Genomic DNA, 22,098 nt, shown 5'->3' with positions numbered 1-22,098 from the left:
GATTTCGGCAACCGCCGGGCAGGTCACTCGGACAGCGCCTCGATGGTTTCCTTGATGATGGCGGTCGCCTTGTCGGCATCCTCTTCGGTGATGATCAGCGGCGGGACCATGCGGATGACGTCCTTGCCGATGGCCGTGATGAGCAGCTTGCGGTCGAGGCAACCATGCTTGACGTCCACGGCGTTGATGGTGCCGTCGAATTCGACGCCGACGAATAGGCCCTGGCCACGGGCTTCCTTGACATGCGGCAGTTTGGAAAGCTTATCGATGAAGTAGGCACCGACCTTCTTGGCGTTGCCCGGCAGGTCGCGGTCGATGATTTCGGTGACTGCGGCAAGCGAAGCGGCGCAGCAGACCGGATGGCCGCCGAAGGTGGTGCCGTGGGAGCCCATGGTGAAGGCCTTGGCCACCTCCTCCGTGGCGCAGATCGCGCCGATCGGCATGCCGCCGCCCATGGCCTTGGCCATGGAGACGATGTCCGGCTTGATGCCGTAGTTCATGTATGACATGAGCGCGCCGGTACGGCCCCATCCGGACTGTACTTCGTCGAGCAGCAGCAGGATGCCCTTCTCATCGCAGAACTCGCGCAGTCCCTGCAGGAATTCCTTGGTCGCCGGGTGCACGCCGCCTTCGCCCTGGACCGGCTCGACCATGATGCCGATGGTGTTCTCGTTGCAGGCCGCCTTGAAGGCTTCAAGATCGTTGAACGGAGCGTAGGAGAAGCCGTCGGTCATCGGACCGAAGCCGACCTGACAGGCGTTGTCCGGCTGACCGGTCGCGGACATGGCGCCGAAGGTACGACCGTGGAAGGATTCGCGGGCGGTGACGATATGGTACTTGTTCGGACCGTACTTCTCGACGCCGTACTTGCGTGCCATCTTGATCATGGCCTCGTTGGATTCGGTGCCGGAGTTCTGGTAGAAGATCTTGTCCATGCCGATGGCCTTGCAGATCTTTTCGGCGAGCAGCACCTGCGGCACGGTGTACGGATAGTTGAAGGTCTGCATCAGGGTGGCGGCTTGGTCCTGCACCGCCTTGACGACCTTTTCATTGCAGTTGCCGACGGAATTGACGGCAATGCCCGCATAGAAGTCGAGGTACGGGGTGTCGTTCTCGTCATACATGTAGACGCCCTTGGCGTGGTCGGCGAGGAAGTCGAAACGCTCGTAGGTTTCGATCATATAGGTGTCGACCTTGTTCTTGATGTCTTCGAACGTCAGTCCGGTGTCTTGCAGCCTCATGGTGCAGCTCTCCTTGTTTCTTGTGGTGAAAGGTCTGGAAGGGGCCCGCCCGGCCGTCGTTTCCGGGCCGGAACTGGGACTCATTATGTTTCCCCTTGGAACCGTTTCTCCAGTCGTCCAAGCCCAAATCCGATTGTGCTTGAGCACAATCGATTTGTCGTAACATGACCATGACCCCGAAAAGAAGATGAACGATTCGTAAAGAACGGTAATATAAGGCCATTATGATGACCCTCCAACACGACCATGCGCACGCGATGTCCATGACATCTCGAAACACACTGTAAAAGCTATATTTCACGGAGATTACACATGACTTTGGAGTTACGGGAGCTCATTGAGGACTGCCCGGATGTCCCCCTTTATCCAACCGCGGGCAAAGACGGACTCAGCCGTCACGTCACTTGGGTACATGTGCTGGAGTCCACTCAGATGATCGATTATCTGGCGGGCGACGAACTGATCCTCGTCACCGGCATCGCCTTGCAGGAGGATGGCGCGCTGCTCAACCATGTCAAGTCCCTGTATGAGCATCAGGCGGCGGGCGTCGCCCTTGACACCGGTCATTTCTTCATGGAGCCACCCGAGGATGTGGTGACCTTTTGCGAGGAACACGGCTTTCCGCTGTTCACCATCCCGAAGAGCGCACCGTTCGAAAACATCGCCCGTCCGTTATGCCGCCGCCTTGTCGAGGAGGAGACGAAGGAGCGCATGGTAAGCGCGGCGTTCCAAAACGCCATCTCCTTCCCCGACCAGCAGGAACTGTATACGGCGACGCTTTCGGAATTCCATTTCGAAATCGAATGGCGCTATGCCGTGGCGATCGTACAGGTCGAGAACTATGCGGGAGACCCGTATGCACGGCTGAATCTCATCGCCACGGAAATCAGGAAATACCTGCACAGGGATGTACGTTTCAGCACCGTATTCAGTGCCTGGAAACAGATCGTCATCGTCATGCACTGCGACGAGCCGCAGCAGCTGCGCAATCGGGGACGCGGCATGCTGACGATCGTCGAGCATGCGCTGCGCCGGCAGGAAACCGCCTCCATCGGCGTGGGCAAGCTTACCAAAAGCATACGCTGCGTCAGCAAAAGCCACCGTCAGGCGGCTTCCATCCTGAAACTGCAATCGCGGAAAAAACTGAAGGACCGCATCAACTTCTTCGACGACCTCGGCGCGTACCGGGTATTGCTCGGCATCGAGGATCCGGAAATCCCTCGGGAATACTATGAACAGATTCTGGGGCCGTTGGTCGAATACGACAAGGAGACCGATTCCGACCTGCTGGATGTGCTGCGATGCTATCTCAATCACAACGGCAGCGTGAAGGAGACCGCCGACGAACTGTTCGTGCATCGCAATACGGTGAACTACAAAATCGCCAAGGCTTCGGAGATTCTGTGTTTGGACCTGTCCCGGCTTGACAGCAGACTGCAGCTGATGCTCGCCTTCATGCTGATGGACATGATGTAAGTCGGCCACCCACCCTACGGGCGGACAGGCGGTCTACGGTCACATGCCGCCAATGGATATGCGACGACTGTGATGGCGGCGACGCATGGCCTGAATATGCGTCCGCCTCTCCCGCCGCATCATTCGGCGATCATGTATCCGCAGGCGACGGCGACCACCGGAACGATGGCGGACGCCACGAAGTATCCGACGAATGCCGCGATCCTGCCGCCGCGCAGCAGGGTGACGGCTTCGTTCATCATGGTCGAGAAGGTCGAGAACCCACCAAGGAAACCGGTGGCGAGCAGCAGACGGGAAGCCTGCGGCACGACGGAACGCATGGAGAGCCCGGCGACGACTCCCGCCAGAAAACCGGCCACCACGTTGATGACGAATGTGGACATCGGGAATGCCCTATGCCAGAGCGTCCTGATGTATGCATCGCAGATGTAGCGGGCGGAGGCGCCGATTCCACCGCATAGGCATACCAGAATCGGTAGGATCGCATTCATCGTACGGCCCCCTTCTCCTTGTTCGCGATATGCGAACCGACGCGGGAACCCGCATAGGCGAGCGCGAATCCGACAAGGAACGTCGCGGCGCAGTAGATGGCGGCGCCGGGTGCATCTCCTCCATGCAGCAACGTGAACTGCTCCAGGGCGAGCGTCGACATGGTGGAGAGCCCTCCGCACATGCCCATGCCGAAGCCGCGGTTCACGTATTCCTTGGCACGGCCCGTAAGCCGTGTGGAGCAGCCCAGCCAGGCGGATAGCGCCGCGTATATGAAGCAGGCGGTCATGTTCGCCGTGAACGTGCCAAGGTGGAACGTCCCGCAATCGGCGATGGATGAGCATGCGTACCGTAGACCGGTGCCGACGCATCCGCCGACGAACACCACGCCCATCAGATCCAGTCGAATGATGTGCCGTCGTGACATGCCCGCCAGTATAGTCACGCCTCCGACCGGGATCCGGCCCCCATGGACGTGCCGGCCGGGTCGGCGAATACGTAAAAGGGGGGCCATTCAAAGGCGAACATTTCGCGTTGTGCGAAAATGGATCTCCCCCGAACGACTTCCATAATGACGAAATGCTCGGTCTGGAAAGGAACGAAAGCGGTCAGGCAAGACGTTCGTACGACGCAACGTCAACCGGTTCGAGCCACTCGTTGCTCATGGTGGAAGGGTCACCGGCGGGCACCATGAATGCGAGGTGCGAGAATGCCTCACCCGGAGCGGCGCCGTGCCAGTGCTTGGTATCGGCCGGAATGCACACGGCCTGGCCGGCCTTGAGCTCCTTCGGCTCCTGCCCGTCGATCTGGTAATAGCCACGTCCGCCTACTGCGATGAGCACCTGCGCGCCACCGTGATGGATATGCCAGTTATTGCGGCACCCAGGCTCGAAGGTTACGTTGTGGATGGTGATTTCCGGGGCATCAAGCACCGGTGCCAGATAGCTTTGGCCAACGAAATACTGTGCGAAACCGTCATTCGGTTCGCCCATTGGGAATGTACTTGGATTGTTCATATCTTGTATTCAACGCCTGCGCGAAAAGAATGTCCAATGAGTGTCCGACATGCTTTTCCATGCCGTTTCTGCATGGAAACCGACGATATATAGGGCATTGGTTTCCTCAGGTCGAACATGCTAGCTTCGAATCATACCGGTTTCGATTATGAGCGAAGGAGCACGATATGGTCGATATGCGATACGCACCCTTGGGATGGTCCGGCATCCAGGTTTCCAAGGTCTGCCTTGGCGGCATGAGTTTCGGTGAGGCATCACCGGATTTCCACCAGTGGACCATCGATCAGGATGCCACCGAGCATGTCGTCGGGCATGCCATCGACAGCGGCATCAATTTCATCGACACCGCCAACTGCTATGCGTTCGGTACCTCCGAAACGTACATCGGCCGCGCGCTGAAGCGCCTGGGCATCAGTCGAGATAGGGTGGTTCTGGCCAGCAAGGTGTATTTCAACGATGGTCATTTGTCGAAGGAAGCCATCGCCCATGAGATCGAAGGCACCCTCCGACGACTGGGCACCGACTATCTGGATCTGTACATCATCCACCGCTTCGACTATGGCACGCCCATCGAGGAGACCATGGAGGCGTTGGACTCGCTCGTCAGGTCCGGCAAGGTGCGCGCGCTCGGCGCCAGTGAGATGTACGCCTACCAATTCCACAACATGCAGGCCGCGGCGGAGGCGAACGGCTGGACGAAGTTCACCAGCATGCAATGCCATTACAATCTGCTCTACCGTGAGGACGAACGCGAGATGATTCCCGTATGCCGCCAGTATGACGTGGCGCTGACCCCTTACTCCCCTATGGCTTCCGGCCATCTGGCGAGGCCGAAATGGAATTCGGATTCCAAGCGAAGCATCACGGATAATACGATGCGCAGCAAATATGACCGGGACATGGAGCAGGACCTGCCGATCATCAGGCGGGTCCACGAAGTGGCCGAGCGTCTCGGCGTGCCGATGGCCCGCGTGGCGCTGGCCTGGCATTGGGCCAGGGGCATTACCGCACCGATCGTCGGCTGTTCAAAGACGGAACGCGTGGACGACGCCATCGCCGCGCTCGACGTGCAGCTCACCGCCGAAGACATCGCCTACATCGAGGAACCCTATACCGCACACGAGCTGGTCGGCCCCCTGGCCCGCCCCGGCGAGCGCGCCCTGGCCGGCACCCTCGCCCCCAAGCACAGGTAGGCATACGTCGGCGGATGCCGGCCATCCATCAGGCATACCCATGCGGACGCATCCTTGACGGTTCCATGCCCTGGGCACCCGCCATATACGAATGAGGCGGGTCTTTCCGGCCTTCATTTCGCCGCGAATACGCCTCGACGCTTAAGCCACGCATAGAAACCGAGGCAGATGATCACCGACAGGAGCGAACCGGCCGGAGCGGCGATACCCATCGGGAACAGCGTGGTCGGGAAGAGTTTCGAGGCGATGTACGAACCAGGCACTCGTACCAGTGTGATGGCGATGATGTTGTGGATGAAACCGATGTACGAACGCCCGTATGCAGCGAAGAAGCCGGAGAAGCAGAAATGCACGCCGGCGAAGATCGCGTCGACGATATAGCTGCGGATGTATTGCGTTCCAAGCAGAATCACGGTGGCGTCAGTGGTGAACAGGCCCACGATGGAGCTCGCGGTCAATTCCACGATGACGGCAATGATGATGCCGTATGCAACGGTGATCGCCGTGGCGTATTTGAGCGTCTTCACCGCACGTTCCGGTTTGCCGGCACCGATGTTCTGCGCAGACACCGCCGAAACGGTGGCGAGCATGGAAGATGGTACGAGGAACAGCATGCTGATCACCTTTTCGACCACCCCGACGGCCGCGGCGTCGTTGAGACCGCGATAGTTGGCGATTACGGTGATGATGATGAACGCGATCTGAATGCAGCCGTCCTGCACGGCGGTCGGCACGCCGATCGTGAGGATGCCGCCGAGCATGTCGCGATGCGGACGCAGATTCCCCGCATGCAGGTGGATGCCGGTCCGCTTGTACCGGATGGCGACGAACGCCACGATCACGCTGATGGTCTGCGCGAGCGTGGTGCCGAGCGCCGCACCGGACGGTCCAAGCTGGAAATAGCCTATGAACAGGTAGTCAAGCGCGATGTTGCATACGCAGGCCACGGCGATGAAGTACATGGGACTTTTCGAATCACCCAAGCCCCGAAAAATCGAACTGATGATGTTATAGGCGACGATGAACGGAATGCCGATGAAGCAGATCGTCAGGTATTGCGCGGTACCGTCCACCGCCTCCGTCGGCGTGCCGATCATCGCGACGATGCCATCGACGCTGAGCAACAGCACGGCGGTAAGCACAAAAGCCACACCCGCAAACAACGTGATGGTGTTGCCGATGGCCTCAGCGGCCCGATCAAGCCGGTTCGCGCCTACGGCCCGACCGATGGTCACGGTGGCGCCCATGGCAAGCCCGACGATGACGACGGTGAGCATGTAGAGCACCTGGCTGCCGTTCGCGACGGCGGTGATGCCGTCCACGCCGATGAACTGCCCCGCGATGAACAGGTCGGCCATGCCGTACAGCGTCTGCAGGAAGTATGACAGCAGGTACGGCAAGGCGAACGTAATGATGGTTTTGAACACACTGCCGCTGGTCAGATTCTTCTCCATATGCCCCTCTTTGCCGTCATGATTTCCAGCAGCCAGATTAGCCCCTTCAACAGTCATGCGGTCAACTCGGGCGGCCCTGCATGCCCACTATGTGACACGTATTCTCAGCGACGCGGCCGATTCCAGCATCTACTCCGCACTGCCCCGTTCGATGATATGAAAATCGACCGTCACCGATCGCGGTTCGATAATCGCTTCCGAATCGGATTCGATCCTGCCGAACAACATATCCAGACTCGCCGCCGCCATATCCTGCGGACTGACGGACACACTGGTCAGTCCGGGGTTGGTGTAGACGCCATCCTCCAGACCGTCGAAGCCGATGATGGCAACATCGTCCGGCACGTCGAGCCCGCATTCGACAAGTGCACGCATGGCACCGATGGCGATCGGATCCGTGGCGCAGAACACCGCGTCGAAGTCATCGCGCTCGCCGAGTACGCGAAGCATGGTTTCATATCCGGCTTGCCGGTTCCATGCGCATGGAATGACATCCTTCGCAGGATCACAGTCCAGCGAGAGCTCGTTCAGCGTCTCGACTGAACCCTGCAATCGTAACGCCGCGGAATTCGGTGCCGTCTCGATTCGCTCGAGTCCGTTGGGCCACAAGCCGAGAAGAAGGATCCGCGAGCGCCCATGCGCATACAGATGCCGGATGGCCGCCGCGGTTCCTTCGAAGCATGGCGTGAACACACAGTCGACGCTTCCCCGAAGGCCGAATCCGTCGACGACCACCAGTGGATGGGTCTTGCCGAATTCGACGATTGGCGCATCCGTGCCACTCGGCCAACAGATGATGGTACCGTCGCACACCTGCATGGCCGCGCTGGATAGCATGCGCTTTTCGAAGTCGCTGGAGAAGCGGGTTTGCTGCAGTACGGTCTGATAGTCATGACGTTGTGCGATGTCGGAGACGCATGCGGCCAGCTCGGCTGGAAAGATCAGATCGAAATCGGAGACGGTGACGCCGATGATGTGGCTTTTGCCGGAACTCAGTTGTCGCGCCGCCAGATTCGGTCGGTAGCCGAGTTGCGCCGCGGCCGCCCGCACACGCGCTGCGGTTTCGGGTTTGACAATCGCCTTGCCGCGCATCGCGTTGGAGGCTGTCATGCGGGAGACTCCGGCGAGACGGGCCACATCATCCAAAGTAGTCATGGTCAGATCATACCGTTCAGCCCATGATCGGCGCCGTTGCGCGCGAATACCGGAATCACATCGAGCGGCGCTTCGACGGTGACGGTCCGTCCACCTTCGTGGTTGTTGCCGTCGTGCAGGTTTGTCCAAGTCGTTTCCGGACCACCCGGCAAATACACTTCGCGTGAACGCACACCGGATTCGGTGACGGGCGCTATCAGGAGATCCGGCCCGAACAGGTATTCGTCGGCGATGTTTGCGGCCTTGTCGTCGTCTGGAAAATCGAAGAACAGACCACGCACAAGCGGCTGGCCGCTCTCATGCGCCGCCGCAAACAGCTGGCGCGTATAGGGACGCATGGCCTCGCGCAGTTTGATGTACTTGACCATCAGCTTTTCGATGTCCTCGCCATAGCTCCACGGTTCGTTATCGGCACCGGTGGTGATGTGGTCGATGGGGTTGCCGATACGGTCGACGGTCGGTTTGCCTTCGATTTTGGTGTAGGGCACGCGATTGCCGTGGTTTCGCATGACCGGCGAGAAACAGGAGAATTCGCACCAACGTGCGTACAGCTCCTTGAATTCCTCGTCGTCCAGACCGCCGTAGTTGAACCCGCCCATGTCGGTGGTGAACCATGGGATACCGGCCGCACCCATGTGGATCGCACAGGTGATCTGCGCCCTCAGGTCATCGAAGGTGGAGTGCACGTCACCTGACCAGATGAGCGATCCGTAACGTTGTGAGCCCGCCCATCCGGCACGCGTGAGGTTCACGATGCCGCCCTCGCGGCCGATGGAAAGCTGCCCGTCGTAGAAGGTCTTGTTATACAGTTGCGGATACACGTTGCCGACCTTGCCCACCGGTCCGATATGGTACAGGTAGTGCGCGTAATCATAGTCACCGCCCCATTCCGGTTCGGCCTCGTCGAGCCAGAATGCGTCGACGCCGAGATCGGCATAGTTCTTACGGCATAATCCCCATACGAAGTCACGTGCCGCCGGATTGGTGGCGTCGAAGAACTGGCTATCACGCGGCCACCACATGCCCACGTCCTTGCCTTGGCGGGTTTTGGCGAGGTAGTTGTGGTGTCGCATCTCGTCATAGTTCTCGGATTGCACGTCGATCTGCGGCCAGATGGAGACCATGAGTCTGATGCCCATTTCGTGCAGCTCGTCGGCCATGGCCTTCGGATCGGGCCAGAATTCCTCGTCGAAGCGGAAGTCGCCCATAAGCGGCCAGTGGAAGAAGTCGATGACGATCAGATCGATCGGAATGCGCCTCTTCCTGAAGGTACGCGCCACATTCAGCAGCTCCTCCTGATTCCAGTAGCGCAATTTGCATTGCCAGAAGCCGAGGCCCCATTCGGGCATGACGGGAGCATGCCCTGTGGCGTCGGCATACTGGTTTTCAATCTGCGCATTGGTTCCGACAGTGATCCAATAGTCGATCTGGTCAGCGACTCCCGCCTTCCATTCGGTGCGGTTGTTACCGAAGGTCACGGAGCCGATCGCCGGATTGTGCCACAGGAATCCGTACCCCTTGCTGGAAATCATAAACGGGATGGACACTTGGGAGTTGCGGTGCGCCAGTTCCAAAGTGGAGCCTTTGAGGTCCATGACCGGCTGCTGGTATTCGCCCATGCCGTAGATATGTTCACCCGCGTTCGCTTCGAACATGACGGTGGGCGATTCCGCCCCGTCCATACGCGGATTGTGCGCGCGTGCACGCAGACGTAACGCGCCGCCATCAGTGCATTCGCGGAGCAGACTCTCACCGGTTTCGGTGTTGAGGAACGTCAATCGGCAGATGCTGACATCCGCGGACTGTTCGTATTGCTCGGCCCGTACCGTTACGAGGCCGTTCGTCAATTCCGCTCGATTGCCGGTGATGACGATCTTCACCTCTTGCGGGTCGGCCTTCGCTTCCAGCAACGCCCAATCGGCATCGATGACAGGCTGCATGAGCCTGGAGCGGACGCGCACGCTGTTCGTTCCCCACGGTTCGATACGAAGATATTCGCCGTCGCCGGTCCAATTCAGCGCGTTATCGTCGATGATGAAATTAACTCCGGTGTTTTCGCGTGTCATGATGTCGCTCCTTACAAGCCGCACGCACTTCATTGCCACAATACGAATTGTAGCGCTATAATTGTAGCGCTACAATTCGTGTGTCACGCTCTTCCGATCATCGATGCAACACCTGCATCATAATACCGACCGTCGGTATGTATAATGGAACCGACATCACGCACCAATCGTTCGGCAAGGCGGCATATATGGCACGCAACGCACATCCCGAGGCGACACGTCAGCGCATCCTCGACGCGGCACGAAAACTGTTCGCCAAGCATGGCTACGAACGCACCTCCATCCAAGACATCATCAACGAGCTCGGCGACCTGAGCAAGGGCGCAATCTACCACCACTTCCCCAACAAGGCCGCCATTCTCGATGCGCTCACCGAAGCCGATACAGCACAGGTCAATGCCGCCCTGCCCCTGGACGACGATTCCTTGTCCGGGCTGCAGAAGATCCGGCACTGGATGCTTGCCACCGTTGCCAATCGGGAGCACATGCTGTTGCTGAGGGACGCGTTCCCCCTGCTCAACGACCCGAAGATGCTATCCGAAAACCTCAAATATTGGCGCACCACGAATGCGAGCATGTTCCGTCAATGCATCGAGGACGGCATCAAGGACGGCTCCATCTCCACCCAATATCCAAGAGAGGCCTCCGAATTATTGGCACTGCTATCCAACTATTGGCTCGCACCGATGTTCTATCCGGCCACCGCAGCCGAACTGAAGCATCGCGTCCGATGCCTGCTGACCATGCTTGCCGCGATCGGACTGCCGCTGTTCGACCTCGACTCCCCCGAAGTCAACACGTTGGCGGAAGGCATCGCCCTGCTCGGCGCCGAACCGGAGCACCGCACCGAGCCATAATCGTCCACAACGGCATTTTCAGCGAACGGCACCATCAATGGTGGAAAGCCACCGCAGCATTCGGCATATCCTCTTCGACAGTACACGACTTCATTCTCGCAATGATACATACCGTCGGTCGGTATTAATCAAATCGTCATCGGAAAGGCATCCCATGCTTGGCACCACTCGCTCTCCCTTGCTCTCCGCCACGTTCGTCGCACTGGTCGCTGGCCAGGGCATCTCGTTATTCGGCAACACCATGCTGCGCTTCGCCATATCGATGTGGGTGCTGGACGCAACCGGCTCCTCAACGGCCTTCGCAGCGATACTCGCAATCTCCGTCATGCCAACGGTCGTCATCGGCCCGTTCGGTGGCGTACTGGCCGACCGCATCAACCGACGTACCATGATGGTGGGATTGGACGTACTGTCTGGTATCGTCACCCTTCTCTCATTGATCTGGATCGCTCGAATGGGATTCAGCATCACCGTCATTGCGGGTATGCAGATCATCCTGGCCGTTCTGGATGCCTTGGAGACACCGACCGTACAGGCGGCGCTCCCTCAGATGTTCAAACGCCATGGTGCGGGGACCCTGCGCCAAGGCATGGCCGTCATCAACCAGGTGCAGCAGCTGAGTAACCTGATGCCCAGTTTCATAGGCGGCATATTGTATGCGTTCTTCGGCATCCGTCTCATGATGGCCGCCACCGTGCTCTGCTTCGTGGCGGCGGCCATCGTCGAATGCCGCATCCGCCTCGAGCCGCCGCATGCCGAATCCGATGGGGAAAGGCAGCCTTCGCCCATTGCGGATCTGAGAAACGCCTTCCTGTTCCTGACCCATGAGCAACCGGCGTTGTTCAGACTGGTTGCGTTGTGTGCATGGTTGAATTTCATTCTGGTCGGTTTCAGTTCGATAAGCTTCCCGTTTATCGTACGTACCACACTTGGTTTCAGCGCGGCCGTCTACGGCACCTGCGATGGCATCGTCGGCATTGCGGGCATCGCAGGCACGTTCGCCGCCGGCATGTTCGCAACACGCCTGCATGCCCAGCACGCTTCCATGTCGTTATGGTTCGAAGGCCTTCTGATGCTGCCGCCAGCCGTCTCATTCATGATGCCGGTCAGCGTATGGACTCGACTGCTGGTGCTCACCGGATGTCTGGCGGCCGGCATGATCGCCGTTGATTTCCTGAACCTCATCATCTTCCCGACCATTCAATTCAAAACCCCCGAATCAATGACCGGCAAGGTGATGGCCCTGATCACCTCCGTGGCCACATGCACCCAGCCACTCGGGCAGATGGTGTACGGCTGGCTGCATGAATGGCTGCCGGTCTGGCTGATTCTTGTATGCTCGGCATTGGCGATTCTGCCGTTCGCCGTGATGGCGCGTCCGATGTTCGACAACCTCGAGTCATAACGCGGACACGAACGGTACGGACACGAAAAAGGTCCTTCCCACAGGGAAGGACCTTGCATGATCGGCTCATGCCGACCGGCTGGATGCATGTGCGGCATCGAGGAGTGTGGCTGAGACGCATAGGATGCGCCCCGGGGGAACAACGCCGATGACGTTCCGCCATGACGCCTAGTCGATCAGCTCCTTGACCGCGGCGACGACCGCCTGCAGGCTCGCCTTGGCGTCGCCAAACAGCATCTGCGTGTTGTCCTCGAAATACAACTCGTTCTGGATGCCAGCGTAGCCGGTGCCGCGGCCACGCTTCATGACCACCACGTTCTGCGCCTTGTCGACGTCGAGGATCGGCATGCCGGAGACCGGAGTGCCGGGTTTGCGCGCGGCCGGATTGGTCACGTCATTGGCACCGACGACGAGGGCGACGTTGGCCTGCGGGAACTGCGGATTGATGTCATCCAGATCGACGAGCTCCTCGTACGGCACGTTGGCTTCCGCAAGCAGCACGTTCATATGGCCCGGCATACGGCCGGCCACCGGGTGGATGGCGTAGGAGACCTCGACGCCGTGGTCCTTGAGAAGCACGCCGAGATCGGCGAGCTCGCGCTGCGCCTGCGCCTGGGCCAGACCGAAGCCCGGCACGAAGATGACCTTCTCGGCGTAGACCAGCTGCACCGCAAGGTCGTCGGCGGAAGTCTCCTTCATGGTGCCTTCCGGGCCCTCCCCGGCACCGGCGGCGGAGTCGGAGCCGCCGAAGCCGCCGGCCAGCACGGACAGCAGCGGGCGGTTCATGGCCTTGGACATGGCGATGGACAGGGTCACGCCGGCCGCGCCGACGAGGGCGCCGGCCACGATCAGGGCGATGTTGTTGATGGCAAGGCCGGACATGGCCACTGCGGTACCGGTGCAGGCGTTGAGCACGGAGATGACGACCGGCATATCGGCGCCGCCGATCGGGATGACAAAGACAAGTCCGTAGCACAGGGCGAACACGGTGGCGAGAATCGACCACAGCAGACGCTGCTCCGGCTGCACGCACAACATCACGAAGGAGGCGACGGTCAGGACGATGAATACGACGTTCCAGATGCTCTTGCCCGGCAAAGTGAGCTTCTTGATGAACTTGATGCCCTGCAGCTTGCCGGCGGCGATGAGCGAACCGGAGAAGGTGACGGAACCGATGACGATGCCCAGACCTGCGGTGATCAGCACCACGAGGGACGGCGTGCCGTCGGAGGTCAGGATGTCGTTCAGCGCCACGAGCGCGGCGGCGCCACCACCCACGGTGTTGAACACGGAGACCAGCTGCGGCATGTCGGTCATCTGCACCTTCTTGGCGGAGACCACACCTGCGACGGCACCGATGACGATGCCGACAATCAATACGACAACGGCCACGGAGTGCTTGAATCCATTGGAGACCTCACCTGCGAACAGTACGATGAACGCCATGACCACTGCCATGACCATACCGATGGCGGAGACCATGTTGCCCTTGCGAGCGGTCTTCGGGGAGTTCATCAGATGCAGGCCGATGACGAACATCACGGCGGCCAGCAGATAGACGAACCATTCGATGACACCGAGCGGAGTGCTCAGCATTTCGGCCAGAGTGCCCATTTACTTGGCCTCCTCTTCCTTCTTCTTGCCCTTGTCGGACTTGAACATCTCCAACATGCGATCGGTGACCACGTAGCCGCCGACGACGTTCATGGTGCCCAGCACGGCCGCCAGGAAGATGAACACCCAGGCAAGCGGGCTGGTGGCATGTGCGGCGACGATGACGACACCGGCGATGACGATGCCGTGGATGGAGTTGGCGCCCGACATGAGCGGGGTGTGCAAGGTGGCAGGCACCTTGCCGATGACCTCGACGCCGATGAGCAGCGCGAGGACGAACAGCGTGATTGCGACGACGATATCCATCGTTCCTCCTTACTCTTCTTCCTTCTTGGCTTCCTCTCCACGGCCGGCTACGACCATGGCGTTGTCAAGTTCCTCATTGAGATCGATGGCGAGTCCGCCGTCACGCACGAAATGCGCAAGCACGTCGGCCACATTGCGGCTCAACAGGTTGGATGCGGTGGTGGACACGCCACTGGCCAGATACGGCGCACCGATGATGGTCACGCCGCCCTCGGTCACTTGGGTGCCGACGACGGAACCTTCGACGTTGCCTCCCAAATCGCTGGCAGCGCAGTCGACGATCACGGCACCGCGATGCAGCCCCGCCACGCCGGCGCGGGTCAGCAGGACCGGAGGCTTGCGGCCCGGAACCTTGGCGGTGGTGATGACGATGTCGAACCCTGCGGCCTTCTGGTCGACGGCGGCCTGCTGCTGGGCCTGCTCCTCGGCGCTCAGCGCACGGGCATAGCCGCCCTCGCCCTGACCCTTGGAGAAATCAAGACCGAGATCCAGGAACTTGGCGCCCAAGGATTCGACCTCACCCTTGGAAGCCGGACGGACGTCATACGCGGTCACGACCGCACCAAGACGCTTGGCGGTGCCGATGGCCTGCAGACCTGCGATGCCGGCGCCCAGAACGAGCACCTTGGCCGGACGTACGGTACCGGCCGCGGTGGTCATCATCGGCAGGAAGGAACCGTATGCGTCAGCGGCGGCGATGGCGGCCTTGTAACCCATCACGGAGTTCTGGGACGTCATCTCGTCCATGGATTGCGCCGAACTCAGCTGGCGCGGCAGCTTCTCCATGGCGACGCCGACCAACCCGGCGTTCTCGAGCGCGGCCACATAACCGGCATCGGTGAACGATCCGAGCATGCCGATGATCCACGTACCCCTCTTCACGTGGCTCAGCAGCTCATTGCTTGGGCGATCGACGAAACCGAGCGCATCGGCGCGTGCAATCACGTCGGCGGCGGAGACGACCTGCGCACCGGCCTTGGCGTAATCCTCATCAACGTAATGTGACGCGACCCCTGCACCGGATTCGATCAGGCAGGCAACGCCTGATTTACGCAATCTCGTTACGATATCCGGTGTCAGAGCAACACGGGACTCGTGCTCGGAGGTTTCGTTAAGCACTCCGAAGGCCACGGTGGCTTCTGGTGTTTCAGCCATAGATGCCCTTTCTTCCTCATTAAAGAAATCTATTGAACAGATACAGCGCAACAGTGTAACGTAGGTCACACCTATCCAGAAGCGAAATTTCACCTGTCGAATACGGTGCGACTGTCGAATATGGCTCAAAACGGCGCAATCCTAACACTTCCCTACGCTACCGTAAGGTGACGTGTCGCGGTTGAGGGATTATCATTCCTACTCAGATACCAAGTCATTCATATATATAGTAGGGCCAAGGAGCATTACGTGTCTGTCATCACCTCGTTAAGCAAGCAAGCCGCCAATCTCACGCAGAAGGCGTTGCGTCTGGGAGGTGATTTCGTCCATCCGGTCAGCGACGACTCCGGTAACACCCCCGACTACAACGATCCCGACAACCTCATCTCCCCCGACGGCCACATCGACCTGCCGCATACCGCCGAGTGGGGCCCAGGCTTCCCGTCAACGACCTTCCTCGACCCCGAGACGGGTCTGCTGACCACGAAGACGGAGGGCAACCCGCCGTTGGACGACGGCATGTCCATCTACGACATCTACGCCGACCGCGCCGAACGCATGGGCGACGCGCCTCTCTATACCTATAAGGAGAACGGCGAGTGGGTCACCAAGACCGGCAATGAGGTGCTTGCCGAGATTCGCGAGACCGCGAAGGGGCTGCTGCACTACGGGCTGAAGAAGGGTGACGGCGTGGCCTTCATGTGCCGTACCTCCTATCAGTGGGATGTCTTCGACGCGGCGGTCATGGCCTGCGGCGGCGTGCTGGCGACCATCTACGATACCGATTCGGCCGAGCAGATCCGCAACATCGTGAACAATTCGGATGCCCGTCTGCTGGTCGTCGAAACCAAGGACATGCGCGACAAGGCCGACGGCGCGGAAGAGGAATGCCCGACGTTGGAGCATATCGTATGCTTCGAGAACGGCGGTCTGGATGAGATCAAGGCGTATGGTTCCGGCGTGAGCGACGAGGAGCTCGATGCACGCATCGACTCCGTCCAGAAGACCGACCTGTGCTCCATCGTATACACTTCCGGCTCCACGGCGGCTCCCAAGGGTGTGGAGATGACGCACGAGCATTACTGCACCACCGCGTTGAACCTGCCGGACTACATGCCCGACCTGCTGCACAACAGCAAGCACACCGTACTGCTGTTCCTGCCGCAGGCGCACTCCTTCGCACGTGCCATCAACTACATCTGCGTGGCCAGCCAGCTGCACATCTACATCGCGCAAGGCATCAAGACGCTGATCGCTGACCTGCAGGTGGCCAGGCCGACCGTGATGATCGTGGTCCCGCGTGTGTTGGAGAAGGTGTACAACGCGGCTTCCCAGAAGGCCGGTCACGGAGCCAAGGGTGTGGCGTTCGCCGCAGCCGTGGTCGCCGCGCAGAACTACATGAAAGAGGTCAGCGCCAAGGGCAGGGCCGGAGCGTTGTCCAAGGCGCGCCGGGCGGCGTTCGATCCGATGGTCTATGCCTCGCTGCGCGAAGTGCTCGGCGGCCGCGCCAAGTGGATCGTGGCCGGCGGCGCTCCGCTCGATCCGGAGCTGATGGCCTTCTTCCGCGGCGCAAACGTGCCGGTGTATGAGGGCTATGGCCTGACCGAGACCACCGCACCGTGCGCCTTCAATCCGGTGGGCGTGCCGTACCATCAGGGTTCCGTCGGCATCGCGTTCCCGGGCTTCGAGCTGCGCATCGCCGAAGACGACGAGATTCAGGTCAGGGGCACCGCGGTATTCCTCCGTTATCACAAGAACGAGGAGGCCTCCGAGGATTCCTTCACCGAAGACGGATGGTATGCCACGGGCGATCTCGGTCGCATCGATGACGACGGTTTCCTGTACATCATCGGCCGTAAGAAGGATCTGATCATCACCGCAGGCGGTAAGAACGTCTCCCCCGGCCCGATCGAAGAGGTCATTCAGCGTTGCGAATTCGTATCGCAGGCGTTGGTGCTTGGCGACAAGCGCCCGTTCATCTCCGCGCTGATCACGTTGGATGAGGAAGCGCTTCGTCCGTGGCTGGAAAGCAAAGGCCTCAACCGTGACATGCCGCTTGAGGAGGCCGCGAACAACGCGGCGGTGCGCGCCGAGGTGCAGAAGTGGGTTGATCAGGCCAATGAAGGGGTGTCCCGGGCCGAATCCGTACGTAAGTTCATCATCCTTCCGGAAGAGTTCACCCAGGAGAATGGTCTGATGACCGCGTCCATGAAGGTGATTCGTCCGAAGGTGATCAAGCGTTACTCCACCCTGCTCAACACCCAGATGTACACCAAGAAGAAGTAACCGTTCCCCGAATGGCGTTGGGATGTCTGCCATCGATCATCCCAACGCAACAATCGCCGTGGAATGTCGTTCCGTTGCGAAAGATACGAAGAGAATCGCGACGGAACGACATCATCGCATCTCGAAACGTCGTTGTGCGCAGGCCGTCATCATATTTCCTGCACATAACGACGCTCTTCGGCGGGAAAGCGGCACTTTGCCCGAGGGCCGCGAAGCGGATCCCAATCGGGTCACAAACGGATCAGAAGCCCAGCTTCTCGAGCTGCTTGGGATCCGACTGCCAGCCCTTGGCAACCTTGACGTGCAGGTCAAGCTTGGCCTTCTGGCCGACGATGCGGTTGACCGGTGTGCGCAGCTTCTTCTTGACGCGTACAAGATGTTCCGCCCCCTTGCCGATGATGATCGGCTTCTGGGAATCACGTTCCACATAGATGGATACGATCACCTGCGCCTTGCCGTCATAGGCCATGCCGCTATCGTTGTCTTCCGGATACTCGATGGAATCCACGACCACGGCCAGCGAATGCGGCAACTCGTCGTCCAGTTCCTCCAGGAACGCACCACGTATCAGTTCGGCGATGGTGTCTTCCGGACGTTCTTCGGTGATCTGCTCGGTCGGATACATCTGCGGGCCTTCCGGCATGTTCTCCACAAGCACGTTCCTGACTTCGGACAGATTGTCGTTCTTCAGCGCGCTGACAGGTACGATGTCGGTGAAATCGGCGAATTCGTTGATTTCGATGAGCTTGTCGATCAGTCCTTCACGGGAAAGTTCGTCGATCTTGGTGACGATGGCGATCAGCGGCACCTTCCACCTGAACGTACCATCATCACGCTTCACCGCGAATTCGGAGCGTAACCGGCTGAGAATGCGCTTATCGCCGGGACCGATCTCCTGATCGCCCGGCAGCAGGAACGCGATGGCATCCACATCAGCCAAGGACTCGTCGACCACATCATTCAGGCGCTGGCCGAGCAGAGTACGGGGGCGATGGATGCCGGGCGTATCCACCAAGACGATCTGCGCGTTGTCAGTGGTAAGAATGCCTCGAATGGCCTTGCGCGTGGTTTCCGGACGCGATGACGCGATGGCGATCTGCGTGCCGATCAGCGCGTTGATGAGTGTGGACTTGCCTACATTCGGGCGTCCGACCACGGCGACGAATCCAGAACGATATGGGACTGGCGCCGCGGAATCCGCGGGAATGGAGGTCGGGTCGGTCATATCGTGTGGGTCAGTCATGCTTGTCCTTGGAATCCTTATCGTTATCCGACGCCTGATCGGCGTCGCCGCTTGGTTCTTCGTTCTGGTGTTCAGTTTCGTCCACACCCTCGACGTGTGCGGGCTCCACCACAATGGTGGACACCTTCTTGCGTCGTCCGGCGGAATCCACTGCGGTCAGCCTGAGACCACGGGTCACCGCGGATGCGCCGACGATCGGCACGCGCCCCAACAACTTGGTCAGCAGGCCGTACACCGTGTCGACGTCGTCTTCGTCGATGTCGATCTCGAAGATCTCCTCGAGATCGGCGATCGGGGTGCGGGCCGGCATGCTCCACTTCTTCTCCCCCAGTCTCTCCGGCTCGGCATGCTGGGTACGGTCATGCTCGTCTTCGAGCTCACCCACGATCTGCTCGATGGTGTCTTCGATGGTGACCATGCCGGCGATACCGCCATATTCGTCCACCACGACCGCCACATGCTGACGCGTGCGCTGCATCTGGTGGAATAGATCGTCGACCGGCTTGGATTCCGGCACCAGCATCGGATCACGCACGATCGATTCCACATCGCGGGACAATGCGGCCGGGTTGAAGGCGGTCGCCCGCACCGCATCCTTGAGATAGGCGATGCCGACCAGATCGTCGACGTCCTCGCCGATGACCGGTACGCGTGAAAAGCCGGAACGTGAACAGAGTTTCAGCATGTTTTCCAGCGTCTCATCACGTTCGATGCAGATCATATCGGTACGCGGCACCATGATCTCGCGGGTCAGGGTCTCCGAGAGCATGAGCACGTTGCGCAGCATCTCGGAGACCTCCGGATCGAAATCGTTCGCCTCGACCAGCCGGTCGATGGTTGCGCGCCCCTGTTCGAGTTGGATTTTCTCCAGCTCTTCGTCGTCGGAAAGATCGCCGTTACGGCGTTTGGTGTCCTTCTGCCCTCCGATCTTGGCGAATGGCGTCAGCATCGTCGCGGCCGACACCGCATTGGCATGCTGAAGCATGATGTCCACCGGCTTGGATGCCCCGGCGCTTCGTGGGCGCACCAGCAACGAAATCACGGCCACGATCAATGCGAAAACGAACCCGCACAGCAGCTCGGACCACAGCGGGGTATCGAGCAGCGCCGCGATGCATGCCACCAGCACGCCGTCGAGCACATTGCAGGTGATGCGGAAGAACGCGCAGGATCCGGCGGTCGCATATCGGTCGGAGACCAGACGCTGCACCTTATGGATGCGTTTGACTTTCTTGTCTCTGATGAATGGCGAGATCTCGGAATCCGTCTGAATCTCAAGGATGAGATTGTTCAGGCTGGCCCTTGTCACACGCGCCACCGCGCCTTCGGTGGCGGCCATCGACAGCGACAGCCATACCAGCAGCAACGCCACGATGACCAGAACGGCGATGATGGCGATGGTCATGCCTTCCATGATTTGACAATACCTCACTCTGCTTGCATGGACTATTTGGCGATCTGCCGGCCCGAACCGTGCTCGCGGTCCCATTCGGCCAGCGCATCCGATGCGCCGGCGGGTAACGTCGCCTGTGAACCGACACCTTGCCGAAGCGCGAAGAACGTAAGCAGCAATTGCCGCTGCAGGCCGAACATCTGACGTTCCTGCTCCGGGGTCACATGATCGTATCCAAGCAGATGCAGGATACCGTGAATGGTCAGCAACATCATCTCCTCCATGGTGCTGTGACCCGCCGCGAGCGCCTGTTGCGCCGCGACCCACGGGCAGATCACGATATCGCCGAGCACGCCTTCCATGACGGTCCTTCCGTCTCCCGGCCGCAGTTCGTCCATCGGGAAGCTCATCACATCGGTGGGGCCTTCGAGATTCATCCAGCGCATGTGCAGCTGGGCGATGGGATCGGGATCCACGAACATGATGGTCAGGTCGGATTGTGTGCTGACGCGCATCTGGTCCATCACCCAGATACCAAGGTCCGAAAAGACCTTGCCGTCGATCTGCCAGATGGTTTCGTTCGTGACTTCAACGCTCATCGGCGTATTCGTTCCTTTCGGTCGTTTCGATCTCATTGCGGCGTTTACGGCCTTGTCGGCTGTGATCGCCGGCGATGGCGGCGTGCCGGTCGTAGGCCGCGACTATCTTGCCCACCAGGGCATGCCTCACCACGTCTTCCGGCTGAAGATGGGCGAAGGCGATGCCGTCGATGCCGTTCAGAATGCGCTCGATGGTGGCGAGCCCCGATCGGGGTACGGTAAGGTCGACCTGCGTCACGTCACCGGTGATGATCATCTTGGTGTTGAAGCCGAGTCGCGTAAGGAACATCTTCATCTGCTGTTCCGTGGTGTTCTGTGCCTCGTCGAGGATTACGAACGCATCGTTGAGCGTACGGCCGCGCATATAGGCCAGCGGCGCGACCTCGATGGCGCCGTCATCCATGTAGCGTCTCAACTGGTCGGCTCCGAGCATATCGGATAGCGCATCATATAGCGGTCGCAGGTATGGATCGACCTTCTCGTTCAACGTACCGGGCAGGAAGCCGAGATTCTCGCCGGCCTCCACGGCCGGCCGCGTCAGGATGATGCGGCGTACCTGCCGGTCCTGGAAGGCGCGCACGGCCTTGGCCACGGCAAGATAGGTCTTGCCAGTGCCCGCCGGGCCTATGGCGAAGGTGATGGTGTGCGATTCGATGGCGTTGACGTAGGCGATCTGCCCGGCCGTCTTCGCACGCACCGGCTTGCCCAGGGCGAACGTGATGACGCCCGGAACATGCGGCTTGCGCCGGTCGGCGCTTTCGTCACGGTTGACGGCCATGCCCTGCACATGCTCCTGCAGGCGTAATTCCTCCACCACGCGTCCATGCCCGGGATGGGATTGCCGCACAGGGTTCTTCAGCACGTTCTGGTCGAGCATGCGCCGCACGGTGTCGGCATCCATCGGAGCCGTGTATGCGGCCTGAATGATGTCGGCGAGCACGTCCTCGGCCTGCGCCGCCTGCGCTTCGGATTGTTTGGAACGTGACATGATCGCGATGCGGTTGCCCCGTACGATGATGGTCAGATCAGGGAATGCCCTTTCGACCTCGCGGAGTACCTCGTCGATCGGACCGAGGACCGTCACCGGGTCAAGTTGTTGGGGAATCGTGATGGTGCGTGTAGTGGTGGCCACAGAACCTCTTCTTATATT

19 protein-coding genes are annotated in these 22,098 nt (G+C 59.9%); 5 read left to right on the top strand and 14 right to left on the bottom strand.

Going from position 1 to position 22,098, the window contains the following annotated elements:
• Positions 1-23 precede the first annotated feature (23 nt).
• Entirely contained in the window at positions 24-1,241 is a 1,218-nt protein-coding gene (locus BMOU_RS04800) for an aspartate aminotransferase family protein (protein ID WP_034875353.1), read from the bottom strand.
• Between the two features lie 312 nt (positions 1,242-1,553).
• Between BMOU_RS04800 and BMOU_RS04795 the strand changes: the two genes are divergently transcribed.
• The gene (locus BMOU_RS04795) at positions 1,554-2,717 is read left to right on the top strand and encodes a PucR family transcriptional regulator (RefSeq protein WP_034875351.1); all 1,164 of its coding nucleotides are present in this window, start codon (positions 1,554-1,556) and stop codon (positions 2,715-2,717) included.
• 119 nt (positions 2,718-2,836) lie between these two features.
• On the opposite strand, the gene BMOU_RS04790 is transcribed toward BMOU_RS04795, so the two are convergent.
• The 3 genes from BMOU_RS04790 to BMOU_RS04780 all read right to left on the bottom strand — a co-directional run bounded on the left by BMOU_RS04790 (position 2,837) and on the right by BMOU_RS04780 (position 4,222).
• A complete protein-coding gene (locus BMOU_RS04790) occupies positions 2,837-3,208 on the bottom strand; it encodes a fluoride efflux transporter FluC (protein WP_034875350.1) in 372 nt (123 codons plus the stop codon).
• Positions 3,205-3,633: a FluC/FEX family fluoride channel gene (locus BMOU_RS04785; protein ID WP_034875348.1), complete on the bottom strand. Its 429-nt coding sequence runs from the start codon at positions 3,631-3,633 to the stop codon at positions 3,205-3,207. The genes BMOU_RS04790 and BMOU_RS04785 overlap by 4 nt, the downstream gene beginning before the upstream one ends.
• A 181-nt stretch (positions 3,634-3,814) precedes the next feature.
• Positions 3,815-4,222 (bottom strand): cupin domain-containing protein, encoded by a 408-nt coding sequence (locus tag BMOU_RS04780; protein ID WP_034875346.1) that lies wholly within the window; start codon positions 4,220-4,222, stop codon positions 3,815-3,817.
• A gap of 167 nt (positions 4,223-4,389) precedes the next feature.
• Here BMOU_RS04780 and BMOU_RS04775 point away from each other — a divergent pair, with 167 nt between their 5' ends.
• The gene (locus BMOU_RS04775; protein ID WP_034875344.1) at positions 4,390-5,415 is read left to right on the top strand and encodes an aldo/keto reductase; all 1,026 of its coding nucleotides are present in this window, start codon (positions 4,390-4,392) and stop codon (positions 5,413-5,415) included.
• Between the two features lie 113 nt (positions 5,416-5,528).
• Here BMOU_RS04775 and BMOU_RS04770 read toward each other — a convergent pair whose 3' ends face one another.
• The 3 genes from BMOU_RS04770 to BMOU_RS04760 form a co-directional block, all read right to left on the bottom strand.
• Positions 5,529-6,926 carry an MATE family efflux transporter gene (locus tag BMOU_RS04770; RefSeq protein WP_081738495.1) on the bottom strand — a complete coding sequence of 466 codons (1,398 nt, stop codon included), beginning with the start codon at positions 6,924-6,926 and terminating at the stop codon, positions 5,529-5,531.
• Positions 6,927-6,998: 72 nt separating this feature from the next.
• Entirely contained in the window at positions 6,999-8,024 is a 1,026-nt protein-coding gene (locus BMOU_RS04765) for a LacI family DNA-binding transcriptional regulator (RefSeq protein WP_034875340.1), read from the bottom strand.
• Positions 8,025-8,026: 2 nt separating this feature from the next.
• Positions 8,027-10,090: a glycoside hydrolase family 31 protein gene (locus tag BMOU_RS04760; protein ID WP_034875338.1), complete on the bottom strand. Its 2,064-nt coding sequence runs from the start codon at positions 10,088-10,090 to the stop codon at positions 8,027-8,029.
• A 188-nt stretch (positions 10,091-10,278) separates the two neighbouring features.
• Here BMOU_RS04760 and BMOU_RS04755 point away from each other — a divergent pair, with 188 nt between their 5' ends.
• The gene (locus BMOU_RS04755) at positions 10,279-10,947 is read left to right on the top strand and encodes a TetR/AcrR family transcriptional regulator (RefSeq protein ID WP_034875728.1); all 669 of its coding nucleotides are present in this window, start codon (positions 10,279-10,281) and stop codon (positions 10,945-10,947) included.
• 154 nt (positions 10,948-11,101) lie between these two features.
• Entirely contained in the window at positions 11,102-12,352 is a 1,251-nt protein-coding gene (locus tag BMOU_RS04750) for an MFS transporter (RefSeq protein WP_034875336.1), read from the top strand.
• Positions 12,353-12,520: 168 nt separating this feature from the next.
• On the opposite strand, the gene BMOU_RS04745 is transcribed toward BMOU_RS04750, so the two are convergent.
• From BMOU_RS04745 to BMOU_RS04735, 3 genes are read right to left on the bottom strand one after another with little or no spacing between them, the layout of a single operon-like run.
• Complete coding sequence (locus tag BMOU_RS04745) at positions 12,521-13,966, bottom strand: NAD(P)(+) transhydrogenase (Re/Si-specific) subunit beta (RefSeq protein WP_034875334.1); 1,446 nt, start codon at positions 13,964-13,966, stop codon at positions 12,521-12,523.
• Entirely contained in the window at positions 13,967-14,272 is a 306-nt protein-coding gene (locus BMOU_RS04740; protein ID WP_003809446.1) for an NAD(P) transhydrogenase subunit alpha part 2, read from the bottom strand.
• Between the two features lie 9 nt (positions 14,273-14,281).
• The gene (locus BMOU_RS04735; RefSeq protein ID WP_034875332.1) at positions 14,282-15,427 is read right to left on the bottom strand and encodes an NAD(P) transhydrogenase subunit alpha; all 1,146 of its coding nucleotides are present in this window, start codon (positions 15,425-15,427) and stop codon (positions 14,282-14,284) included.
• 249 nt (positions 15,428-15,676) lie between these two features.
• Between BMOU_RS04735 and BMOU_RS04730 the strand changes: the two genes are divergently transcribed.
• Positions 15,677-17,713 (top strand): AMP-dependent synthetase/ligase, encoded by a 2,037-nt coding sequence (locus tag BMOU_RS04730; RefSeq protein ID WP_034875330.1) that lies wholly within the window; start codon positions 15,677-15,679, stop codon positions 17,711-17,713.
• 241 nt (positions 17,714-17,954) lie between these two features.
• On the opposite strand, the gene era is transcribed toward BMOU_RS04730, so the two are convergent.
• From era to BMOU_RS04710, 4 genes are read right to left on the bottom strand one after another with little or no spacing between them, the layout of a single operon-like run.
• Positions 17,955-18,956: a GTPase Era gene (era, locus tag BMOU_RS04725; protein WP_034875329.1), complete on the bottom strand. Its 1,002-nt coding sequence runs from the start codon at positions 18,954-18,956 to the stop codon at positions 17,955-17,957.
• Positions 18,949-20,370 carry a hemolysin family protein gene (locus BMOU_RS04720; RefSeq protein ID WP_034875327.1) on the bottom strand — a complete coding sequence of 474 codons (1,422 nt, stop codon included), beginning with the start codon at positions 20,368-20,370 and terminating at the stop codon, positions 18,949-18,951. The genes era and BMOU_RS04720 overlap by 8 nt, the downstream gene beginning before the upstream one ends.
• Positions 20,371-20,402: 32 nt before the next feature.
• Positions 20,403-20,948: an rRNA maturation RNase YbeY gene (gene ybeY, locus BMOU_RS04715; protein WP_034875325.1), complete on the bottom strand. Its 546-nt coding sequence runs from the start codon at positions 20,946-20,948 to the stop codon at positions 20,403-20,405.
• Positions 20,938-22,080, bottom strand: coding sequence for a PhoH family protein (locus BMOU_RS04710; RefSeq protein WP_034875322.1), 1,143 nt, complete (start codon positions 22,078-22,080; stop codon positions 20,938-20,940). Before BMOU_RS04710 ends, ybeY begins: the two co-directional genes overlap by 11 nt.
• Between the last annotated feature and the right edge of the window lie 18 nt (positions 22,081-22,098).

It is taken from the genome of Bifidobacterium moukalabense DSM 27321 (assembly GCF_000522505.1).
GTDB lineage: Bacteria > Actinomycetota > Actinomycetes > Actinomycetales > Bifidobacteriaceae > Bifidobacterium > Bifidobacterium moukalabense.
The sequence above is the reverse complement of the archived record's forward strand: the minus strand, read 5'-3'. Positions and strand labels throughout refer to the sequence as shown.

Bases quoted from the DNA above. Each gene is read 5' to 3' on its own strand.
- BMOU_RS04770 (WP_081738495.1), bottom strand. From the start codon at position 6,926: ATGACTGTTGAAGGGGCTAATCTGGCTGCTGGAAATCATGACGGCAAA.
- era (WP_034875329.1), bottom strand. From the start codon at position 18,956: ATGACTGACCCACACGATATGACCGACCCGACCTCCATTCCCGCGGAT.
- BMOU_RS04720 (WP_034875327.1), bottom strand. From the start codon at position 20,370: ATGGAAGGCATGACCATCGCCATCATCGCCGTTCTGGTCATCGTGGCG.
- BMOU_RS04735 (WP_034875332.1), bottom strand. From the start codon at position 15,427: ATGGCTGAAACACCAGAAGCCACCGTGGCCTTCGGAGTGCTTAACGAA.
- BMOU_RS04750 (WP_034875336.1), top strand. From the start codon at position 11,102: ATGCTTGGCACCACTCGCTCTCCCTTGCTCTCCGCCACGTTCGTCGCA.
- BMOU_RS04795 (WP_034875351.1), top strand. From the start codon at position 1,554: ATGACTTTGGAGTTACGGGAGCTCATTGAGGACTGCCCGGATGTCCCC.
- BMOU_RS04740 (WP_003809446.1), bottom strand. From the start codon at position 14,272: ATGGATATCGTCGTCGCAATCACGCTGTTCGTCCTCGCGCTGCTCATC.
- BMOU_RS04765 (WP_034875340.1), bottom strand. From the start codon at position 8,024: ATGACTACTTTGGATGATGTGGCCCGTCTCGCCGGAGTCTCCCGCATG.
- BMOU_RS04745 (WP_034875334.1), bottom strand. From the start codon at position 13,966: ATGGGCACTCTGGCCGAAATGCTGAGCACTCCGCTCGGTGTCATCGAA.
- BMOU_RS04790 (WP_034875350.1), bottom strand. From the start codon at position 3,208: ATGAATGCGATCCTACCGATTCTGGTATGCCTATGCGGTGGAATCGGC.
- BMOU_RS04785 (WP_034875348.1), bottom strand. From the start codon at position 3,633: ATGTCACGACGGCACATCATTCGACTGGATCTGATGGGCGTGGTGTTC.
- ybeY (WP_034875325.1), bottom strand. From the start codon at position 20,948: ATGAGCGTTGAAGTCACGAACGAAACCATCTGGCAGATCGACGGCAAG.
- BMOU_RS04755 (WP_034875728.1), top strand. From the start codon at position 10,279: ATGGCACGCAACGCACATCCCGAGGCGACACGTCAGCGCATCCTCGAC.
- BMOU_RS04775 (WP_034875344.1), top strand. From the start codon at position 4,390: ATGGTCGATATGCGATACGCACCCTTGGGATGGTCCGGCATCCAGGTT.
- BMOU_RS04780 (WP_034875346.1), bottom strand. From the start codon at position 4,222: ATGAACAATCCAAGTACATTCCCAATGGGCGAACCGAATGACGGTTTC.
- BMOU_RS04760 (WP_034875338.1), bottom strand. From the start codon at position 10,090: ATGACACGCGAAAACACCGGAGTTAATTTCATCATCGACGATAACGCG.
- BMOU_RS04800 (WP_034875353.1), bottom strand. From the start codon at position 1,241: ATGAGGCTGCAAGACACCGGACTGACGTTCGAAGACATCAAGAACAAG.